Origin of the sequence: Streptomyces sp. R35, assembly GCF_041053035.1 — a bacterium.
Taxonomy (GTDB): Bacteria; Actinomycetota; Actinomycetes; order Streptomycetales; family Streptomycetaceae; genus Streptomyces; species Streptomyces lutosisoli.
In genome coordinates, this window is record NZ_CP163440.1 from 7440594 (window position 1) to 7460038 (window position 19445).

General features: G+C 70.6%; 17 protein-coding genes and 1 pseudogene. 4 read left to right on the plus strand and 14 right to left on the minus strand.

Annotated elements, in window-relative coordinates; all coding sequences use genetic code 11:
• Positions 1-33: 33 nt before the first annotated feature.
• The 4 genes from AB5J50_RS33780 to AB5J50_RS33795 form a co-directional block, all read right to left on the minus strand.
• Entirely contained in the window at positions 34-1185 is a 1152-nt protein-coding gene (locus AB5J50_RS33780; RefSeq protein ID WP_369262104.1) for an NlpC/P60 family protein, read from the minus strand.
• Positions 1186-1288: 103 nt separating this feature from the next.
• Positions 1289-1594: a hypothetical protein gene (locus AB5J50_RS33785; RefSeq protein ID WP_369262105.1), complete on the minus strand. Its 306-nt coding sequence runs from the start codon at positions 1592-1594 to the stop codon at positions 1289-1291.
• Positions 1595-1628: 34 nt separating this feature from the next.
• The gene (locus AB5J50_RS33790; RefSeq protein ID WP_330307294.1) at positions 1629-2354 is read right to left on the minus strand and encodes a helix-turn-helix domain-containing protein; all 726 of its coding nucleotides are present in this window, start codon (positions 2352-2354) and stop codon (positions 1629-1631) included.
• 230 nt (positions 2355-2584) lie between these two features.
• Complete coding sequence (locus AB5J50_RS33795) at positions 2585-3532, minus strand: diiron oxygenase (protein WP_369262107.1); 948 nt, start codon at positions 3530-3532, stop codon at positions 2585-2587.
• Between the two features lie 138 nt (positions 3533-3670).
• Here AB5J50_RS33795 and AB5J50_RS33800 point away from each other — a divergent pair, with 138 nt between their 5' ends.
• Positions 3671-4777 (plus strand): ferritin-like domain-containing protein, encoded by a 1107-nt coding sequence (locus tag AB5J50_RS33800; protein ID WP_369262108.1) that lies wholly within the window; start codon positions 3671-3673, stop codon positions 4775-4777.
• A gap of 320 nt (positions 4778-5097) precedes the next feature.
• On the opposite strand, the gene AB5J50_RS33805 is transcribed toward AB5J50_RS33800, so the two are convergent.
• Positions 5098-5556, minus strand: a complete 459-nt coding sequence (locus tag AB5J50_RS33805; protein ID WP_369262110.1) for a DUF3291 domain-containing protein — start codon at positions 5554-5556, stop codon at positions 5098-5100.
• 166 nt (positions 5557-5722) lie between these two features.
• Between AB5J50_RS33805 and AB5J50_RS33810 the strand changes: the two genes are divergently transcribed.
• Positions 5723-7750, plus strand: coding sequence for a nitrate- and nitrite sensing domain-containing protein (locus AB5J50_RS33810; RefSeq protein WP_369262112.1), 2028 nt, complete (start codon positions 5723-5725; stop codon positions 7748-7750).
• Here AB5J50_RS33810 and AB5J50_RS33815 read toward each other — a convergent pair.
• The 7 genes and pseudogenes from AB5J50_RS33815 to AB5J50_RS33845 form a co-directional block, all read right to left on the minus strand.
• Entirely contained in the window at positions 7718-9205 is a 1488-nt protein-coding gene (locus tag AB5J50_RS33815; RefSeq protein WP_369262114.1) for a penicillin-binding transpeptidase domain-containing protein, read from the minus strand. The genes AB5J50_RS33810 and AB5J50_RS33815 overlap by 33 nt on opposite strands.
• A 19-nt stretch (positions 9206-9224) precedes the next feature.
• Positions 9225-10601 carry an FtsW/RodA/SpoVE family cell cycle protein gene (locus AB5J50_RS33820; protein WP_369262116.1) on the minus strand — a complete coding sequence of 459 codons (1377 nt, stop codon included), beginning with the start codon at positions 10599-10601 and terminating at the stop codon, positions 9225-9227.
• A 95-nt stretch (positions 10602-10696) separates the two neighbouring features.
• Positions 10697-11107 (minus strand): SH3 domain-containing protein, encoded by a 411-nt coding sequence (locus AB5J50_RS33825; RefSeq protein ID WP_369262117.1) that lies wholly within the window; start codon positions 11105-11107, stop codon positions 10697-10699.
• Between the two features lie 132 nt (positions 11108-11239).
• Positions 11240-12511 (minus strand): ATP-binding protein, encoded by a 1272-nt coding sequence (locus AB5J50_RS33830; protein WP_369262119.1) that lies wholly within the window; start codon positions 12509-12511, stop codon positions 11240-11242.
• Positions 12508-13281 carry a hypothetical protein gene (locus AB5J50_RS33835; protein ID WP_369262121.1) on the minus strand — a complete coding sequence of 258 codons (774 nt, stop codon included), beginning with the start codon at positions 13279-13281 and terminating at the stop codon, positions 12508-12510. Before AB5J50_RS33835 ends, AB5J50_RS33830 begins: the two co-directional genes overlap by 4 nt.
• A gap of 107 nt (positions 13282-13388) precedes the next feature.
• Positions 13389-13515, minus strand: a pseudogene (locus tag AB5J50_RS33840) (class F sortase); the annotation flags it as partial.
• A 24-nt stretch (positions 13516-13539) separates the two neighbouring features.
• Positions 13540-14049 carry a dual specificity protein phosphatase family protein gene (locus AB5J50_RS33845; protein ID WP_369262123.1) on the minus strand — a complete coding sequence of 170 codons (510 nt, stop codon included), beginning with the start codon at positions 14047-14049 and terminating at the stop codon, positions 13540-13542.
• A gap of 99 nt (positions 14050-14148) precedes the next feature.
• On the opposite strand from AB5J50_RS33845, the gene AB5J50_RS33850 reads away from it, so the two are divergent.
• Positions 14149-14952: a nuclease-related domain-containing protein gene (locus tag AB5J50_RS33850; RefSeq protein ID WP_369262125.1), complete on the plus strand. Its 804-nt coding sequence runs from the start codon at positions 14149-14151 to the stop codon at positions 14950-14952.
• A gap of 304 nt (positions 14953-15256) precedes the next feature.
• Here AB5J50_RS33850 and ligD read toward each other — a convergent pair whose 3' ends face one another.
• Entirely contained in the window at positions 15257-16138 is an 882-nt protein-coding gene (ligD, locus tag AB5J50_RS33855) for a non-homologous end-joining DNA ligase (protein ID WP_327431715.1), read from the minus strand.
• 80 nt (positions 16139-16218) lie between these two features.
• Here ligD and AB5J50_RS33860 point away from each other — a divergent pair, with 80 nt between their 5' ends.
• On the plus strand, positions 16219-17223 hold the full coding sequence (locus AB5J50_RS33860) for a Ku protein (protein ID WP_369262127.1): 1005 nt from the start codon (positions 16219-16221) through the stop codon (positions 17221-17223).
• 246 nt (positions 17224-17469) lie between these two features.
• Here the strand turns inward: AB5J50_RS33860 and AB5J50_RS33865 are convergent, their stop codons facing one another.
• A complete protein-coding gene (locus AB5J50_RS33865) occupies positions 17470-19233 on the minus strand; it encodes a beta-ketoacyl synthase (protein WP_369262129.1) in 1764 nt (587 codons plus the stop codon).
• Between the last annotated feature and the right edge of the window lie 212 nt (positions 19234-19445).

Below are 19445 nucleotides of genomic sequence, written 5' to 3' on the forward strand. Positions count from 1 at the left end.
CGGTGGGGCCGTTCGCGCAGTTCCCCGCGCCCCTTACGGGGCGCTGCTGTACCCCTGGCTCGATCCATCTGTTGCCCCTTGGGGGAGCCTCGGCGGTGTGTAGTGCCGCAGGGGCTTCTCACCAGGATCCGGGCGTACCGCGCCCAGCAGCGGATTCGCGGCGATCGGGGAGACCTTGATCTTCGCGCCCGGCCTCGGGGCCTGCACCACCATCCCGTCGCCCGCGTACAGGGCGACGTGGGTGGCCTCGGGGAAATACACCACCAGATCCCCGGGGCGCAGTTCGCTCAGGGGGATTCTCGGGAGCTCGGCCCACTGTTCCTGGCTGGTGCGGGGGACAGGGTGCCCGGCGCGCTGCCAGGCCTGTGAGGTGAGGCCCGAGCAGTCGTACGACTTCGGGCCCTCCGCACCCCAGGCGTACGGCTTCCCGATCTGCCGCACGGCGTACCGGAGGGCTTCCGCGCCCTCCCGCGAGGGCGGCCGCTCGCTGCTCAGGGCGCCCGAGGCCATGAACTTCTTCTGCGCCTCGGCCGCCCCCGACTTCTCGAACTTGTCCAGCTCGGCGAGCTGGTCGACGGTCAGCGAGGCGAGCAGCCGCTCGACGCCGTCGAGCCGCTTGCGTACGTCGTCCCGCTCCTTCTTCTGCCGTTCGGCGAGGGCGAGTTGACCGTCGAGCGCCTTGCGGGCCGCGCGCGCGAGCGCGTCGGTCTTCTTCTCGCTGCCGGCCACCCGCTGCACGGTCTCGGCCCGCTCCAGCGACAGCTGCCCGATCAGGTGCCCCTCGTCGAGGGCGTGCTGCGGATCACGGGCGAGCAGCAGTCGTACGTACGAGGAGATCTCGCCGCTGCTCTGGTACTGCTGCCGGGCGAGCCGCCCCGCGGCGCCACGGCTGTCGTGCAGGGAGAGGCGGGCCTTGGCGAGGCCGGTGTCGAGCCGGGTGACTTCGGCGCGCTGCTTCTTCAGCTTCTCCGCGGTCGCGTTGTACTTCTCGGTGGCGCGCTCGGTGTCCCGGTACAGCCGCTGAAGGTCCGTCAGCAGCGAGGCGGCGGAGCGCTGTCCGGGCTCAGCGACGGCCGCACCGGCCTCGGGAGCGGGATCCGGGACGGCCACCGCGGGCGACGGCGCGAGCAACGCCCCGGCCGCAACCGCCGCCGTACAGACCAGACGCAGAAGCCTTCGTGACACGTCATCACCTCCGGTGCCGGGGTGGCGGATCCACCTCGCACCGGCAGGATCGGGCAGCCGCGTCCCGAGCGCGCGCCCGGCTGATCGCTTCGGCCCAAGAAGGTCACTCGTCGGCGTGGGGCTCCGGCGTGGCGTCACCCTTGCTCTCGGGCTTCGACCAGGGCCAGGCCGGCCCGCGCCCCGGCTTCCCCTCGGGGTCGTACTCGTACTTCCAGCCCTGGTGCAGCCCGAGGCGCTTGCTCCGGCTGGACTGCACACGCCGGTAGACGAGCACGGTCGGCGGACCGCCGTCCGCGTCCGGCACCGGGATCCGGTACGTCTTCGGCGGATGACCGGTGATCCCGAGCAGGACCGGCAGTACGCGCCCGTCCAGCGGGCCGCCGAAAAAGGGAGTGTCTTGGCTCTTCACCGCACCAGTGTCACAAACCCGACGGTCGCAGCCGTCACAGCAGGCGCGCCGCGTCCCCGATCACCGGCAGCACCCGGCGGGCCAGCGCCGCCACGGCCCCGTCCGCCGTCTCCAGCGCGAGTGCGGCCTTCACCACCGCCGCGGCCTGCGGATCCCGTCCCGCGCTCGCCGCGAGCGCCGCCACGAACTGCTCGACGAGCCAGTCCCGCAGCTCGTCCAGCGGCGGTTCCTTGTCCTCGTCGAGCCAGATCAGCGAGGCGGCCTCCACGGCGGTGATCCACATCCGCACCGTCATCCGCAGCCGGGGCCCGGGGTCCTCGACCGCCAGATGATCGAGAATGTGCTCGGCGGCGGCCCGCCGTACGCCGTCCACTATGGCGGTGGTCCGGGACGTCTCGATGACACTTCCGCCCTGCAGCAGCGCGCTGAACCCGGCGTCGTGCTGATCCACGAACGCGAGATACCGGTCGAGAGCCCGGGACAGCCGCTCGGTGAGCGGTCCCTCCGGGGGCTCCGCGAAGCAGTGCTCCAGCTCCTCGGCGGCGGAGCGCAGCGCGGCCTCGTACAGCTGCTGCTTCCCGCCCGGGAAGTACCGGTACACCAGGGGCCGCGACACCCCCGCCGCCTCCGCCACGTCATCCAGCGACACCTCCTCGGGCACCCGCTGCGCGAAGAGCGACAGCGCCGCCTCCAGCAGCTGACTGCGCCGCTCCTCGACGCTCAGCCGTCGGTACGCGCGGGGAGCAGCCTCGGAGGTCATATCGGCAGCGTAACCGGGTATTCGCCCCCGCCGCCCCTACCCGTCCCATCCTCAGGGGCTCCGCCCCTTCGACCCCGGGTGCGGGTGGGTGGGGGCTGGTCCAAAAGATTGCGCAGTTCCCCGCGCCCCTTTTAGGGGCGCGGGGAACTGCGCAATCTTTTCGGGGGGTCTGGGGGCGCAGCCCCCAGGAACGGGATGGGACGGGTAGGGGCGGCGGGGGCGAAAACCCCTCAGGCCAGCAACCCCGACGACTTCCACAGCCGCCGCCCCGCCCCCCGCAACACCCCGATGTCATCCAGGAAATCCGTCAACCGCTTCGCCCCGCTCTGCATCACATCCCGCCGATGCCCACTCGCCTTCACCTGCGCCATCGCCTCCCGCCTGTCGAGCCCGACATTCGTGTAGACCTCGGGATTGATGAACGCGACCGAGAAGACCCGCGCGAACTCACCCGACGTGACCCGGGTGAACTCCTGCGACCACCTCGGCGCGGTCACCATCTGCCGCCGCAGCTCCTCCCGCGCGTAGCGCACATGCCGAGCCTCCTCCACGACGTGAATGCGCGTGACCCCCCGTATCAGGGTCTGCACCCGCTCGTCCGGAAACGTCAGCCGCTGCATCCAGTCCAGAACCTCCTCGCCGAGCAGCGTCGCCGTGAAGGACCCGGGCGTCGTCGAGATGGTCTTGAAGAGCCGACCGAGGTTCAGGTGTGCCCGGCTCACCGGGTAGTACGGCGTCCCGCTGCGCGAGATCAGCCGGGCGAACATCTTGGAGTGCCGGCACTCGTCCTCGATCTCGGTCAGCGCGTACCGGACGTGCGCGCTCGTGGCCGGCTTGTCGTAGATGTGCCGTACCAGCAGCTGCATCAGGATGATCTCGAACCAGATGCCCAGGGACGCGAGCGCGGCGGCCTCGTGCTGCGACAGCGCGATCCGCTGCTCCTCGCTCATCCGCCGCCACATCGGGGTGCCGTACAGCGACACCAGCTCCGGCGGCCAGAACCACTTGCCCTCCTCGAAGGGCGCGTCCCAGTCCAGCTCCTTGTCCGGATCGAAGGAGTGCTTGGCGGAAGAGCCGAGGAGCCGCTCGGCCACCTGCTCACGGTCCTTGAGCAGCCCGAGTGCGTCGCGGAGTCCTTCGCGGAGACCTTCGCGTCCGTCTTCCGTCACCGTCGTCATGACTGTTTCCACCTCGTCGTACGCGATCTGCAAGGGTTACCGGCGGTCACATCTTATGAGACTGCTTGTCAGCAAGACCGTCAATCCCTTGCGCGCGACTTGTTGACGACGCGTCTACCCCGTGTGAGCCTGCGATGTATGCCGACGTATGAGCTGTACGCCAAGGACTCGGGAGACCCCCTCTGGCAAGTACCGGCCTCCGGGGCGGCGCGCTTCAGCTGGGAGTACGACGACGGTCGTGACCGGCTGCTCGCCCTGTACCAGAAGGGCAAGGACAAGCAGTGGGACGGCCAGAAGAGGATCGACTGGGACCTGGAAGTGGACCCGTACGATCCGCTCGGCACCCCCGACGAGGCGATGACCCTCTACGGAACCCGACACTGGGCGAAGATGACCGACCGGGACAAGGGCGAACTGCGCAAGCACTACGCGTCCTGGCAGTTCAGTCAGTTCCTGCACGGCGAACAAGGGGCCATGGTCTGCGCGGCGCGCATCGTCGAATCGGTCCCCGACCTCGACGCCAAGTTCTACTCGGCCACCCAGACCATGGACGAGGCCCGCCACGCCGAGATCTACTCCCGCTTCCTGCACGAGAAGATCGGAATGCTCTACCCGATCAACGACAACCTGCAGTCCCTCCTCGGCGACACCCTCCGCGACTCCCGCTGGGACATGCCGTACCTGGGCATGCAGGTCCTGATCGAGGGCCTGGCCCTGGCGGCCTTCGGCATGATCAGGGACACCACCGACAAGCCGCTCCCGAAGCAGATCCTGGCGTACGTGATGCAGGACGAGGCGAGGCATGTCGCCTTCGGCCGCATGGCCCTGCGCGACTACTACCGGCAGCTCTCCGACGCCGAACTCCGCGAACGCGAGGAATTCGTCATCGAGGGCTGCTACTTGATGCGGGACCGGCTCCGCGGGATCGAAGTCCTGGAGAACTTCGGCATCCCGAAGGCCGAGGCCGAGGAGTACAGCGAACAGTCCGAATTCCTGCACCTCTTCCGCCAGTTGCTCTTCAGCCGCATCGTCCCCTGCGTCAAGGACATCGGCCTCTGGGGCAAACGCCTCCAACAGGCCTACGTCGACATGGGCGTCTTCGACATGGGCAACTCCAACCTCGACCTGCTGATGGCCCAGGACGAGGAGATCGCGGAGCAGCTGGACGCGGAACGGTTCGCGCTGGAGGAGAAGGAACGGGTGGCGGAGGTGAATGAAATGATCGACGGGGGCGCGGAGTCCTAGGGTTTTCGCCCCCGCCGCCCCTACCCGTCCCATCCCGTTCCTGGGGCTCCGCCCCAGACCCCGTGGGCCGGTTCTTTGGCTGCGGGTGGGTGGGGGCTGGTCGCGCAGTTCCCCGCGCCCCTAAAAGACCCCGGGGCGGGCGGGGGATTGCGGGGCGCGGCCCCGCTCTTTAGGGCGCGGGGAACTGCGCGAGCAACCCCCACCGGCCCGCAGCCGACTGTTAAGGGGCGCGGGGAACTGCGCAATCTTTTAGGGGGGTCTGGGGGCGCAGCCCCCAGGAACGGATGGGACGGGTAGGGGCGGGGGGGGCGAAGAATCCCCTACGCCCCCGCCGGGAACGACGTCCGCAAGGTGAACGCATGCTCCGTAGGCCCGTGTTCGCGCAAATGGAGAAGGCGGGACTCGGCCTCCGCCACCGTGGGGCGGTGGCCGGACGGGACCCACCACAGCACGGTCATCGCCTCCTCCAGGCGTTCGAACCACTCACGCCGCCGCGCCAGCAGCTCGCGGTGCTGTCCCTGGTACATGAACGCCGTCAGCGTGTTCGTGTCCCGCCAGGTGGACATGTTGATGATCAGCCAGTCGTCGCCGAGGACGGGCACGTCCGTCGCGTTGCCGGAGTCGCTCTGGAGGCGCCAGACGAATCCGTCGGCCGCGTCCGCGACGGCGTTCACGGGGTCGAGGGCCTCGACGAAGTCCTTCAACTGAGGGGAGTCCAGAGGGGCTTTGAGGCGGCCGATGTTGGCCTGGGCGAGCTCGTACGCGGCGGGAGGCGTCATGAACCGAACGATAGGTCGGGGACGCGCGCCGGTCCCAGCCCCGTCTCATCAAGTGAGCATTGTCCGTCTCTCACAGCACACCCGCCGCCCGGGTGAGTACCTGTGAACCGTTGTCTTACGGAAGGGAAACCGCCCCCTGACCGACCCGCCCGTAGCGTCACCGAGCATGACGGGGAACGTAAAGACCACCCTTCGCCTTCCCACCCTTCGCCTTCCGGCCCTTCCCGGCTGGCACTCCATCCGCGGCCGTATGGCCATCGTGCTGGCCGTCCCGACCTGCCTGCTTCTCGCCCTGACGGGACTCGGCGTCGCCGACCGCGCCGCCGACTGGTCCGCCGCGCGCGCGACCGAGGCGCACGTCGGTGTCCTGCTGCGGGTGCAGGATCTCGTACGTGAGCTCCAGCGCGAACGCGGCCTGACCAATGGGTTATTGGGCGGGGCCGAGGGCTACCGGGACGATGTGCGGCGGCAGCGGGGGCGTACCGACGACGCCCGCTCCGCACTGCGAGCGGCGCTCTCCGAGGAGAGCGGTGATCTGCCGGGAGCCTCCGCCTCCGCCCTCCGCGACGCCCAGCTGCCGCTCGCCGACCTCGCCACCCTCCGTGCCGACGTCGACTCCGGCGCCGCCGACCGCACCGCCACCCTGACCTCCTACACCAAGGCCGTCACCGCCCTCATCGACGCCGAGTCCGCCGGGGCGCCGCAAGGAGACCGCCGTATCGGCGACGGCGTCCAGGCCCTCCAGGCCCTGGCCCGCGCCACCGAGGCCGTCGCCCTCGAACGCGGCTCCCTCAACGGCGTGTTCGCGGCCAAGCGGTTCCGCTCCGGCGAGTACCTCGACTTCACCGAGATCCGCGCCACCCGGGTCGCCGGGCTCGGCCAGTTCCGCCAACTCGCCACGCACGCACAGGAGTCCGCCCTCGACACCGCCTTCAAGTCGACCGCGGCACGCCGTGTCACCTCCTACGAACGGCAGGCCGAGGGCGGTGCCGACGGCTCGGCCCTCGCCGTCCCGCCGTCCCGTTGGTGGGCCGACATGACGACCCTCGTCGACGATCTGCACGGCGTGCAGAAGCGGGTCGGTGCCGATGTGGGCGCCCGGGCCGCCGAGACCGGCGACGCGGCCACCCGGCAACTTGTCGGCTTCCTCGGGCTCGGTGCGCTGATCGTCGCCGTGGCCGCGGCGCTCGCGGTCATCTCCGCCCGCTCCATCACCCGCCCTCTGGGCGCCCTCGCCGACGAGGCGGACGCCGTCGCGGGGACCAGGCTGCCCGTCGCGGTCAAACGCATCCAGGAGGACGGCCCGGACACCCCGGACATCCCGATCGCCACCGAACCGGCGAAACCCCGGGCGGCGGCGGACCACGGCGCGCGGGAGATCACCCGGCTCGCCGCCGCCCTGCGCAACGTCGAGCGCACCGCCGTCGGCCTCGCCGCCGAACAGGCCGTCCTGCGCCGCAACAGCACCGAGTCCCTGGCCGGTCTGGGCCGCCGCAACCAGGCGCTCCTCGGCCGCCAGCTCGGCCTGATCACCACCCTGGAGAGCCAGGAACTCGACCCGGACGCCCTCGCCGAACTCTTCGAGCTCGACCATCTGGCCACCCGGATGCGCCGTAACGCCGAGTCCCTCCTGGTCCTCGCCGGTGAGGAGTCACCCGCCCGCTCCTGGCCCGGCACCGTCGCCGTCGCCGATGTGGTGCGGTCGGCGGTCTCGGAGGTCGAGCAGTACCAGCGGGTGGCCGCCGTGGACGTCGAACAGTGCGGCATCCGCGGCCACGCGGTCGCCGAACTCTCCCATATGCTCGCCGAGTTGGTGGAGAACGCACTGATGTTCAGCCCGCCCGGGCAGCCCGTCGAGATCTACGGCTGGCGGGACGGCGCCGAGTACTGTCTCGCGGTCGTCGACCAGGGGATCGGCATGACCGAGGAACGGATGACGCAGGTCAACGCCCTGCTGTCCGGCAACGGCGGTTCCTTCCTCGCCGCCCCCACCCACCGCCGCGTTCCCGGCTCCGCGCGGACACAGGGGATGCCCACCCTCGGCCACCACGTCGTCGGCGCGCTCGCCGCCCGCCTCGGCGCCCAGGTCGAGCTGCGCCCCACCCGGGGTACGGGCGTCACCGCGTACATCGCCCTGCCGGCCGCGCTCGTCGCGCAGTCGTCAACCGCCACCGTTGGAGGCGGCGTCGTATGACGCGTTCAGCACCACCTCCATCACCGCCTTCGCGATCGGTGCCGCGTCCCCGCCCCCGCTGATGTCCCCGCGGCGCGCCGCCGCGTCCTCGACGACGACGGCGACCGCGACCGCGGGTTCCATCGCGTCGTCGGCCTGGGCCCAGGAGATGAACCAGGCGTACGGCAGACCGGAGTTGTCGACGCCGTGCTGGGCGGTGCCGGTCTTGCCGCCGACGGTGGCGCCCGGGATGGCGGCGATGCTGCCGGTGCCCTCCGTCACGACGTCGGTCATCAGCTCACGCATGCGTAGTGCCGTCGACGGGTTCATCGCCTGGTGGAGCGTGCTCGGACCGTGCGAGGCCACCGTGCTGTCGTCCCTCGTGGTCGTCCGCTCCACCAGGTACGGCGACTTCACCGAACCGCCGCCCGCCACGGCCGCCGCGATCATCGCCATCTGAAGGGGGGTCGCCCGGGTGTTGAACTGCCCGATGGAGGAGAGCGCCAGCTGCGCCTTGTCGAGCCGGGTGTCGAAGTTGCTGGGCGCGACCGAGAACGGGATCCTCAGCTTCCGGTCGTTGAAGCCGAAGTTCGCCGTCGTGTTCGTCATGCCGTCAAGGCCCACGTCCACGCCGAGCTTCGCGAAGACCGTGTTGCAGGACCACTCGAAGGCGTACCGCAGCGAGGCGTCCTCGCAGCCCTCGGTCTCGTTCGTCAGCCGTGTGGTGGTGCCGGGCAGCCGGTACGGGTTCGGGGACGAGGTCGGCTCGTCGACATCCGTCACCACCCCCGCCTCCAGTGCCGCCGCGGCCGTCACCACCTTGAACGTCGACCCCGGCGGATACGTCTGCCGGATCGCCCGGTTGAGCATCGGCTTGTCGGCCTCCCCGTTCAGCCGCTCCCACGCCCGCGTCACCGCCGAGCCCGTCCCGGACAGCTCCGCGGGGTCGTACGACGGTGTCGAGACCAGGGCGAGGATCTTCCCCGTGGCCGGCTGAATCGCGGCGACCGCGCCCCGGCGCGAGCCGAGTCCCTCGAACGCCGCCTCCTGCGCGTCCGGGTCGATCGTGGTGACGACCTTGCCGCCGGGGTTCTCGGCGTGGGTGATGTCGTTCCACAGGGGGAGCGGGGCGAGCATCGGGTCGGCGCCGGAGAGGATGTCGTCCTCGGCGTTCTCCAGGAACGTCGTGCCGTACAGCTGCGAGGCGAAGCCCGTGACGGGCGCGTACAACGGGCCGTCCTTGTAGGTCCGTTCAAAGCGGAGCTGCTCGCCCGTGTCCTCGGAGCCGGTGACCGTCTCGCCGCCGACGACGATGTCACCGCGCGGCTGGCCGTAACGGGCGATCGTCTGACGGCGGTTGGCGGGATTGTCGTCGTACGACGGGGCCTGGAAGACCTGGACGCGAGTGGCGTTGACCAGGAGGGCCACCAGCAGCACGGCACACAGTCCTGCGGCCCGGCGGATGTACTTGGTCATGGCGAGACCTCCCGGTCACTCACGGCGCGGCCGTCCCGTCGTACTGACTGCGGGCCGAGTCGCTGATCCGGATCAGCAGCGCCACGATGATCCAGTTGGTGACGACCGAGGAGCCGCCCTGCGCGAGGAACGGCATCGCCATCCCGGTCAGCGGGATCAGGCCGGTCACCCCGCCCGCGATCACGAAGACCTGGAGCGCCACGATCGACGCGAGGCCGATCGCGAGGAGCCGCCCGAAGGGGTCGCGCAGGGCGAGGCCCGCCCGGTAGCCGCGCTCCACGAGAAGGGCGTAGAGCAGGAAGATCGCCGACAGGCCGGCCAGGCCGAGCTCCTCGCCCGCGGTCGCCAGGATGAAGTCCGACTTGGCGGCGAAGCCGATGAGGGTCGAGTGGCCGAGCCCGAGGCCGGTGCCGAGCATCCCGCCCGCGGCGAACGCGAAGAGGGACTGGGCGATCTGGTTGGGTCCCTGGCCCGCGTCGATCGACGCGAAAGGGTGCAGCCAGTCCTGCACCCGGCTGTGGACGTGCGGTTCGAGCCGGCCGACGGCCATCGCGCCCACACAGGCCAGCAGCAGCCCGACCGCGATCCAGCCGGTGCGGCCCGTGGCGACGTACAGCAGAATCACGAACAGGCCGAAGAACAGCAGCGATGTCCCCAGGTCCCGCTCCAGCACCAGCACCAGCACGCTCAGCAGCCAGATCGCGACGATCGGCCCGAGCACGCGGCCGGTGGGCAGCTGGAGCCGGGTGAACTTCCAGATGTGCCGGCCCGTGTACGCGAGCGCGTTGCGGTTGGCGGCCAGATATCCGGCGAAGAAGACCGCGAGGAGCACCTTCGCGAACTCGCCGGGCTGGATGGAGAATCCGGCGATCCGGATCCAGATGCGGGCGCCGTTCACCGCCGGGAAGAGGATCGGCAGGATCAGCAGCGCCAGGGCGGTGACGACGGAGATGTATGTGTAGCGCTGCAGGACGCGGTGGTCGCGCAGGCAGAGCACGGCCGCGATGAACAGCGCGACCCCGAGCGTCGACCACATGAGCTGGATGGGGGCCGCCTGGTCGCCCGGGGTGTCCAGGTCGAGCCGGTAGATCAGCACCAGGCCCAGGCCGTTGAGGAGTACGGCGATGGGGAGCAGCAGCGGATCGGCGTACGGCGCCCGCAGCCGTACCGCGAGGTGCGCGAGGAGCGCGAGCACGCCGAGCCCGGCGCCGTAACCGGCGGCGCCGGGCGGGACGGTGCCGTTCTGCGCGAACCCGACAGCGCAGTAGCCGCACACGCAGAGCAGGACGGCGAGGACGATGAGGGTGAACTCGATGCCACGGCGCCTGGGCAGGCGTACAGCGGGTGTGGACGGGTCCGCTGCCACGGTCGTTCCGGGCATTCCGGGCTGACTCATGTGCGGAACGTAGCAAGCGAGGAACCTGATGTCCCGTTATGTGATGACAAACGGGCTGATCCGGTATATCTGCCGGGGAAGTCGGCGCCGTCGGTTCAGCACCAGCGGGGAGAGCCGAAGGTCTCGATGAAGCGCGCGGGGGCCCAGGCCCAGGTGCCGTCGGTGAGCAGGTACCAGAGGGAGCCGCCGCCCACCGACTCGCCCCAGGTCTTGCAGTAGATGTAGACGATCTCGCCGTTCCTCGCGACACGGATCAGCCGGCTGCCGCGATGCGGGGCGTTGCGCAGGGCCAGCCCGCCGTTCACGTCGACCCGGCCCCTGACCGTGCCGTCGTTGTCGCGACCGTCACCCTGTTCGTCACCGAATCCGTTGTCCGTGCCGCGGCTGTCGCCGTTCCCGGGGACCCATTCGTCGTCGGCGAGGGCGGGGGTGGCGCCGGCGAGTGCGACGAGGCTGCCGGCGGCGAGGGCTATACCGAGACGGGTGTACGTGGACCGCAGGGACATGAGGGCTCCTCTGGGAAGGGTGCGAACCTGACTAATCGCCACATTAAGAGTGGGGTCGGGTGAGCGCAGGTCGCGCTGAGCCATCGGGGACGCGAAGGCGCCCAGGGTCCTTTGGGCGGTGGTTCAGGCCGCTCAGGACGGTCCTTCGGGGAGGCCGGACTGAGGGAGCGTCAGGGTCGCCAGCGCGCCGCCCCCGGCAGCATCGCCGAACGTCAGCCGCGCGCCGAGTACCTCCGACTGGCCGAGCGCGATCGTCAGTCCGAGTCCGTGCCCCTTCGAACCGCCCTCCGTACGGAAGCGCTGCGGCCCGTGCTCCAGGAGGTACTCCGGATAGCCGGCGCCGTGGTCCCGCACGGTGACGACCGGGCCGTCGACCGTCAGCACCACGGGTCCCTCGCCGTGCTTGTGCGCGTTCGCCACCAGATTCCCGAGCACCCGCTCCAGCCGGCGCCGGTCGGTCTCGACCCGCGCGTCCCGTACGACCCGGACCTCGGTGTCGGTCCCCGATGCCCGCACCACCCGCTCGGCCAGCGGAGCGAGCTGCTCCGAGTCCAGTTCGAGGCGTTCGCTCCGGGCGTCCAGGCGGGAGATCTCCAGCAGGTCCTCGGTCAGCGTGCGCAGCGCGGCCACCCGGTCGCGCACCAGCTCGGTCGGGCGCCCCGGCGGCAGCAGCTCGGCCGCCGCGTGCAGCCCGGTCAGCGGGGTGCGCAGCTCGTGCGCCACGTCCGCGGTGAACCGCTGCTCGCTCAGCAGCTTGCTCTGCAACGAGGACGCCATGGTGTCGAGGGCCCCGGCGACCGCGGCCACCTCGTCCTGCGGGCGCGTCGGATCCTGCGCGCGGGGGTCGTTGACGCGCGCGTCCAGGTCGCCCGCGCTGATCCGCCGCGCCACCTGCGCCGTCCCGTGCAGCCGCCGCGTCACCCGGGTCACCGCGAACGAGCCCACCAGCAGCGTCGCGCCGATCGCCAGCGCCGACGACCACACGATCGCCCGGTCCAGCGCGTCGATGGTGTGGGCACCCTGCGCGTAGTCGTACTGCACGGCCAGCGCGCGTCCGCCGCCCGCGGGTCCGGCCGCCCACATCGTGGGGTGCTTGTCCTGGTCGCCGACCATCGTGCCGCGCTTCCCGGCCGCGGCCAGCGCGCGCAGCGGGGCCGGCAGCCCGGGCAGATCGACGCCCGCGTCCGGCGGCAGCCGGTCGCCCGCCTCGTACCTCGCCGTCACATCCGTGAGCCGGTCGAGCGCCCGGTCGCGGGCGTCGCCGACGGTCTGGTCGGTCACCGAGACATGGACGAGGACACCGAGGAGCGCGGCGAGGCCGCAGCACATCACCGTGATGAAGGCGGCCGCCTTCCAGGTGAGGGTGGCGGTCCAGTGCGGGAGACGCCGCAGGGTCCTTCTCATGAGCCGCTCGCCGAGGGCGACAGCGTGGGGGAGGCCGAGGGCGTGGGCGTCGGCGTGAGGGAGGCCGACGGGGTGGGTGTCGGGGTGGGCGTCACGGAGCCGACGCGGATGATCTCGTCGCGCGTCGCCAGCATCGCGTTCTGGTGCGGGTCCCACGTCCAGACCGTACGGAACTCGTACCCCGGCAGCGTCGAGGGCGAGCGGATGATCACGTCACGGCCCGCCAGCTCCACGCTGACCACGCTGTCCGAGGTACCCATGACCTGCACCAGCTTGTGATGCGTGAACGTGTACACACGCACCGCCAACTGGTGCTCGGGAAAGCGGATGCCGAGCACCAGGTCGTCCTTCCCGTCACCGGTGAGATCGCGGTAGTACGCCTGGAGGATCGGGCACTTCTTGCCGAGCGCGCCCTTCTTGCCGCAGTCCTTGAGCTGCTGGACCGTTTCCGCATACATGGCGTGCGAGCCGCTGTACTCGTCCGGGTGCGCGGCCACCTCGGCGCGTACGACGACGACCGGGTCCACCTTGTGGATGTCGTCGCCCGGCGCAGTGATGCCCTTGACGGTCTCGGTGTCCGCCTCGCCGTAGTCGAGGGCGGGCGTCGAGGCAGGCGGCAGCTGGGGCCACAGCTTGGTCGGGCCGACGGCGGTGGGCGTCGCACCCGCGCCCCGCAGGTCGCCGGAGTCGCCGCAGCCCGCCAGGACCGCCACCAGCACGGCGGTGACGGCGGCGCCGAGGGGTACGCGCGCGAGGCGGCTGGGGGTCACGGCACTCCTGCGTCAGGGCCGCCCCCGTCCGGCAGGCGGTACCGCTGCTGCGCGAGGTCGGCGTAGAGAATGTTGGAGAGAATGATGTGGTGAGTGATGCGGTGAGTGATGTTGTCGGCGCGGTGAACCGTCCACGAGGGGCCCGCCACAGCTGATCAGGCGCAGCTCTGGACGATCGGTTGTCCCGCATACCTTATTCGTAGGGAAGTCCTTTTTATCCACCTGCTGGATTTCGTGCGAGCGGGCGACGCGGTGACGTCAGGGCTCCGCGAGTTCCTCCAGAAGGCGGGCCGTGGCGAGCCCGGCCCGCAGATACTCCACGAACAGCTCGTTGTGCAGCGCCCACGGGGAGCGCCGGGTCCGTATCAGCCGTATCGCGTCCTCGGTGGTGTGCCCCGCGAGGACGAGCGCATGCGCGACGACCAGTCCCGAACGGTTGTACCCATGATGGCAGCGGACGAGAACCCGGCGCCCGTCCTCCAGGGCATCGTCGGCGGCCCGTGCGAGACGGATGACACCCGCGAGCTGCGTACCGTCGAGGGGCCCGTCCGGGATGGGCCACACGTGGTGCTCGACGCCCGGGTCCGGACCGTGCCCCGGCAGCCGCAACAGCGTCAGGACCAGGTCGAACTCATCCCGCACGACAGCGAACTCCGGCTCACCGGAGCGTCCGGCGAACACGTGCCCGCCCATCCACAGACCGGGCACGATCTCGCTCCACGGGCTGTCCGGAGCCGGAACATCGGGTTGCTTCCTGCGGGTCCGCAACGGCGCCTCCCAGCCGACTCCCCCAACTCCTCCCAAAGGTAACCGGGTTCTTGCCCCTGGAGCACCCCGCCTGTTCCCATGGTCATGGGGTGATGGTGCATGAACGGACTGCGCGTCATACCGACCTGGCGCCACGGACAGGAGCGTCTGTACGTGTGCCTGACCGACGGGAGGAACGTCGCCTGGTACGACCGTGAGACGGCCCGGGTCAATCTGCTCAGCGAGGACCGGCGCGAGGAGGTACTTACTGCACTCGGCCCCTTCCTCACCGGCCCGGTGACGGTGGGACCGCCCCCCGTCCCGACCCCGGCGGAGCTGGCCCGCCTGACCCTCCACCCGGACGACGATCTCGCGCCCAACCGCCCGGGCGAGGCGCTGGTCATCGACCTCGACCGCGATCCCGGCCCGGCGCACCGGCTGCGTCCCGATCCGCGGCGCCGCGCACTCGCCGCCGAACAGGCGGTCGGCGAAGCCCTCGACCGACTGGAGGGCGCGGGCTGGCACACCCTGCACTCCCTCCCGCTCCCCGGCGGCGACCGCATCCACCATCTGCTCATCGGCCCCGGCGGTCTCTTCTCCGTCCGCGCCCTCCATGCCCGCAAGCAGCGTGTCCTCGTGGCCGACCCGATGGTCACGGTCGGCCGCCATGAGCCGCGCCCGCTGCTCCGCCACGTCCGCACCGACGCCGACCGCGCCTCCTACGCCCTCACCGCCGAGGTCCATCCCGTCCTCGCCGTGGCCGGCCCCGCCAACCTCGACGTCCTCGCACCCCCACGCGAGGTCCGCATCCTCCAGGACACCGACCTCGCGTCCCTGGCCCGCCTCGGGGGCGTCCTGAAACCGGCGGACGTGGAGGCGCTGCACGCGATGGCCCGGGACCGGCATACGTGGCTACGGGTCTGAGGGCGCCGAGCGGTTTTCGCCCCCGCCGCCCCTACCCGTCCCATCCCCAGGGGCTCTGCCCCTTCGACCCCGTTCGGTTGTGTGTCGGGTGCGGGTGGATGGGGGCTGGTCCAAAAGATTGCGCAGTTCCCCGCGCCCCTGAAAGGGGCGCGGGGAACTGCGCGAGCAACCCCCACAGGCCCGCAGCCGAACTCTCTTGAGGGGCGCGGGGAACTGCGCAATCTTTTAGGGGGGTCTGGGGGCGCAGCCCCCAGGAACGGATGGGACGGGTAGGGGCGGCGGGGGCGAAAAAAGCGGGCCCCGCTCATGGCAGCGGACCCGCGCGCCCGGGATCGAACAGGGGTGCCAGAAGATCCCCGTAGCGCTGGAGGCGGGGTGCGATGTCCGGAGCGAGGAAGCGGAGTTGGGCGGGGCGGGCACAAGAGCCGACCTCGTCCCAGGTGACCGGCGTGGAAACGCCGGGCTCGGGCCGAGCCCGGAGGGTGTACGGCGTCGCCGTGGTCTTGCGCGCAGCGTTCTGGCTGAAGTCGACGAAGACCTTCCCGGCCCGCAGGTCTTTGGTCATACGATGCGTGACCCGCCCGGACAACACCCGCTCGGCCTCGACGGCAAGCTCCTTCGCATACGCACTGACCTCGCCCGACGGAGTCGCCTCCAGCGCGGCCAGCAAATGCAACCCCTTCGCCCCGGACGTCTTCGCGTACGCCTCGATCCCGTCCCGCCCCAACCGCTCCCGCAGCCACAACGCCACCTCACAACACTCGACCACCGTCGCCGGCGCCCCGGGATCGAGGTCGAACACCATCCGGTCGGCGACACCGGGCGTGTCGATCGTCCACTGCGGCGTGTGGAACTCCGTCACGAGGTTCGCCGCCCACATCAGCGAGGCCAGATCCTGGACCAGGACCATGCGCGCGGGCCCCTCCGAGCGGGGGACCTCGGCGGTCCTGACCCAGGTGGGCGTACCGGGCGGCACGTTCTTGGTGAAGAAGACCTGCCCGTCGGGCCCGTCCGGGTAGCGGAGGAAGGAGACGGGCCGGTCGCGGAGGTGCGGGAGCAGAGCGTCCGCCACCGTGGCGTAGTAGTGCAGGACCTCGCCCTTGGTGAAGCCGGTGGCCGGATAGAGAACCTTCTCCAGATTGCTGAGCGCGAGCCTTCGCCCCTCCACCTCGGTGATAGGCGTCATACGATGAGAATCCCATGAAAACGGGTGATATCGGATAAGGGTGATCGATTCACCGATCGACTCGGACTCGCGTCAGAAGGGTGCTGCACGTGCGATCCATATGGAACGGCGCCATCTCGTTCGGCCTGGTCAGCATCCCCATCAAGCTCGTGAACGCCACGGAGAGCCACTCGATCTCCTTCCGCCAGATCCATCTCGACGACGGCGGCCGCGTCCGCTACCGCAAGGTCTGCGAACTGGAGGACCGCGAGGTCTCGACCCCGGAGATCGGCAAGGCGTACGAGGACGCGGACGGCACACTGATCCCGATCACGGACGAGGACCTGTCCTCGCTGCCGATCCCTACGGCCAGGACCATCGAGATCGTGGCGTTCGTACCGGCCGACCGGATCGACCCGCTCCAGATGGACACGGCGTACTACCTGTCCGCGAACGGCGTCCCCGCCGCCAAGCCGTACGTCCTGCTGCGCGAGGCCCTGAAGCGCAGCCAGAAGGTCGCCGTCGCGAAGTTCGCGCTGCGCGGGCGGGAACGGCTCGGCATGCTGCGCGTGGTCGACGACGTCATCGCCATGCACGGGCTGCTCTGGCCGGACGAGATCCGCGCCACCGACGAGGTCGCCCCGGACACGAGCGTCACCGTCCGCGAGAAGGAACTGGACCTGGCGGACGCCCTGATGGACACCCTCGGCGAGGTCGACCTCGCCGACCTGCACGACGACTACCGCGAGGCCGTCGAGGAACTCATCGCCGCCAAGGCCTCCGGCGTCGAGGCCCCCGCCGCCCCGGCGGGGGAGCGGACCGGAGGCAAGGTGCTCGACCTGATGGCCGCCCTGGAGAAGAGCGTCCGCGCCGCGAAGGAGTCGCGCGGCGAGGAAACGGGCCAGGAAACCACGGAGGTCACCCCCCTCCCGACCCGCAAGTCCGCGCGTACGGCCCCCAAGGAGGTCGCCGGCAAGAAGTCCACATCCGCGGAGAAGAAGACGACGGCGAAGAAGACCACGACGAAGCAGTCGACCACCAAGAAGACCGCCGCCAAGAAAACCACCCCGAAGAAGGCCACCCCACGAAAGCGCGCGTCCGCCTGAGGGGGGCTCCGCCCCAGACCCCGGCCCCTAAAAGACAAAAGACAAAGACGGAGGCTGGCCGGGGCGGGACGGGGGGCGATGGGGCGCAGCCCCGAGCCGTTAGGGGCGCGGGGAACTGCGCAATCTTTTGGACCAGCCCCCACCCACCCGCACCCGACCCACAACCGAACGGGGTCGAAGGGGCAGAGCCCCTGGGGATGGGACGGGTAGGGGCGGCGGGGGCGAAAACCCCGTAGGCCCCCGAAGTCACCCGGTCCGTCGAAGCGCCAGCACGGCGTTGTGCCCCCCGAACCCGAAGGAATTGCTGAGGGCGAGATCCCCCACCACCGGCAGCACCCGAGGGCTCTTGGTCACCACGTCGAGCGAAATGGCATCGTCCTGGTCCTCGCAGCCAATGGTCGGCGGAATGAGCCCATGGTGAAGCGTGAGCACCGTGGCGACAGCCTCCACACCGCCCGCCGCACCCTGCAGATGCCCGAGATGCCCCTTGAGCGCGGTCACCGGCACGTCCCCGCCGAGCACGGCACGCAGGGCGCTCGCCTCGGCGAGATCGCCGTCGGTGGTCGCGGTGGCGTGCGCGTTCACGTGCACGACATCCACGACGTGTCCGCCCGCGTCCCGTACGGCCCGCCGCAGCGCAAGCGCGACACCCCTGCCGGAGGGATCGGGCGCGGCCATGTGGTGGGCGTCGGCGGACAGCCCCCAGCCGGCGGCCTCGCAGTAGACGCGTGCGCCGCGGGCCCGCGCATGCTCCTCGGACTCAAGGAGCAGGAAGCCCGCCCCCTCCCCGTTCACGAAGCCGTCGCGGTCCTTGGCGAAGGGCCGGGACGGGCTGGTGGACCCCAGTTCGTGGGTGGACAGCGCGCGCATCGCGGCGAACGAGGCCATGATCGCCGGGGTGACCACGGCTTCGGCGCCACCGGCGAGGGCCACGTCGACATGCCCGTACCGGATGCGGTCGATGGCCTGTCCGATGGCCTCGGTGCCGGAGGCGCAGGCGCTGGTCACGGTGCGGGCCTCGCCGGTGATCCGCAGCGCGAGCGACACCTGGGAGGCGGCCTGCGAGGGCACGGTCATCGGCGTGGTCAGGGGCGACACGGCACGCGGCCCCTTGTCCCGCAGCTTCCGGTCGCCGCCGACGAGCACGGAGGCGTCGCCGAGGATGGCACCGACGCTGACGCCGACACGCTCGGGGTCGAGCCCGCTCTCGACGGTTCCGGCCACGTCGAACCCGCCGTCCTGCCAGGCCTGGCGCGCGGCGAGCACCGCGAACTGCGCGGCCCGGTTCATCCGCCGCGCCTGCTGCCTCGGCAGCAGCCCGGCGGGATCCACGGGAACGCTCCCCGCGATCCGTACGGGCAGTTCGGCGAACTCCTCGCCCTCCAATTCCCGTATCCCGCAGCGGCCCTCCACCAGCCCCTGCCAGAGTTCGTCCACTCCCATCCCGAGCGGGGTGACGGCCCCGAGCCCGGTGACGACGACCCGTCGGGGCGCGGCGCCGCCGGTGACCGAACGCCGCGGCCGCGGGAGATGCCGTACGACATGTCCCTGCTCCACCGCGTTTGCGACGCGCTCGCGCAGCCCGGCGTCCGAGACGGGCTCCTCGGCCCGGCTCTCCAGGTCCCGGTGCCAGTGGCCCCACCTGCGGGTGTACGACTCCTCGACGGCCCGGGGGTCGACGGCGCGCAGCGAGGTGACGCGGTCGCCGTCCCGGAATTCCACCGTAGTGAGATCGGCGGGGGCGATCTCGGGAATTCCGGCGACATCCATCCGCCGGCAGCCCACGGTCACCCGGTGGCCGCGCTCGAATACTTCGTCGTGATCAATTCCGCCGAGTGGCGGTCGCAAGGTTATTCGAATGGTGTGCGGGGTCTCGGGGAGGGTGTGCATCACCACGTGCCATTTGTCTTCCGCCACATCCTGTTCCGAGAGGGCGAGAAGATCACCGGGAATCACTTCGGCGACGGTGACGGCGTGGGGCTGTACGGGAACGTCGGACGAATTGCGCATGGGGCAAGAGCCTTCGGTGCATGGGGGTGGGGGGAATGCCAGGCTCAACTGTCGACGACAAATCGCCAGTTGCCTAGGTTTTCCCACCACTGAGTGCGCAACGTCACGGAAGGCGTCGCCCCAATTCCCGCTCCGGGAAAGTGAGTCCGGCCGGTGCGATGTCCTTACGGAAATCGATCGATTCGAGTTGCCGGGCCTGGGCTTTTCGTTCC

Coding starts and splice junctions, on each gene's coding strand:
- AB5J50_RS33790 (WP_330307294.1), bottom strand. CDS start 2,354: ATGACCTCCGAGGCTGCTCCCCGCGCGTACCGACGGCTGAGCGTCGAG.
- AB5J50_RS33795 (WP_369262107.1), bottom strand. CDS start 3,532: ATGACGACGGTGACGGAAGACGGACGCGAAGGTCTCCGCGAAGGACTC.
- AB5J50_RS33800 (WP_369262108.1), top strand. CDS start 3,671: ATGCCGACGTATGAGCTGTACGCCAAGGACTCGGGAGACCCCCTCTGG.
- AB5J50_RS33805 (WP_369262110.1), bottom strand. CDS start 5,556: ATGACGCCTCCCGCCGCGTACGAGCTCGCCCAGGCCAACATCGGCCGC.
- AB5J50_RS33810 (WP_369262112.1), top strand. CDS start 5,723: ATGACGGGGAACGTAAAGACCACCCTTCGCCTTCCCACCCTTCGCCTT.
- AB5J50_RS33815 (WP_369262114.1), bottom strand. CDS start 9,205: ATGACCAAGTACATCCGCCGGGCCGCAGGACTGTGTGCCGTGCTGCTG.
- AB5J50_RS33820 (WP_369262116.1), bottom strand. CDS start 10,601: ATGAGTCAGCCCGGAATGCCCGGAACGACCGTGGCAGCGGACCCGTCC.
- AB5J50_RS33825 (WP_369262117.1), bottom strand. CDS start 11,107: ATGTCCCTGCGGTCCACGTACACCCGTCTCGGTATAGCCCTCGCCGCC.
- AB5J50_RS33830 (WP_369262119.1), bottom strand. CDS start 12,511: ATGAGAAGGACCCTGCGGCGTCTCCCGCACTGGACCGCCACCCTCACC.
- AB5J50_RS33850 (WP_369262125.1), top strand. CDS start 14,149: ATGAACGGACTGCGCGTCATACCGACCTGGCGCCACGGACAGGAGCGT.
- ligD (WP_327431715.1), bottom strand. CDS start 16,138: ATGACGCCTATCACCGAGGTGGAGGGGCGAAGGCTCGCGCTCAGCAAT.
- AB5J50_RS33865 (WP_369262129.1), bottom strand. CDS start 19,233: ATGCGCAATTCGTCCGACGTTCCCGTACAGCCCCACGCCGTCACCGTC.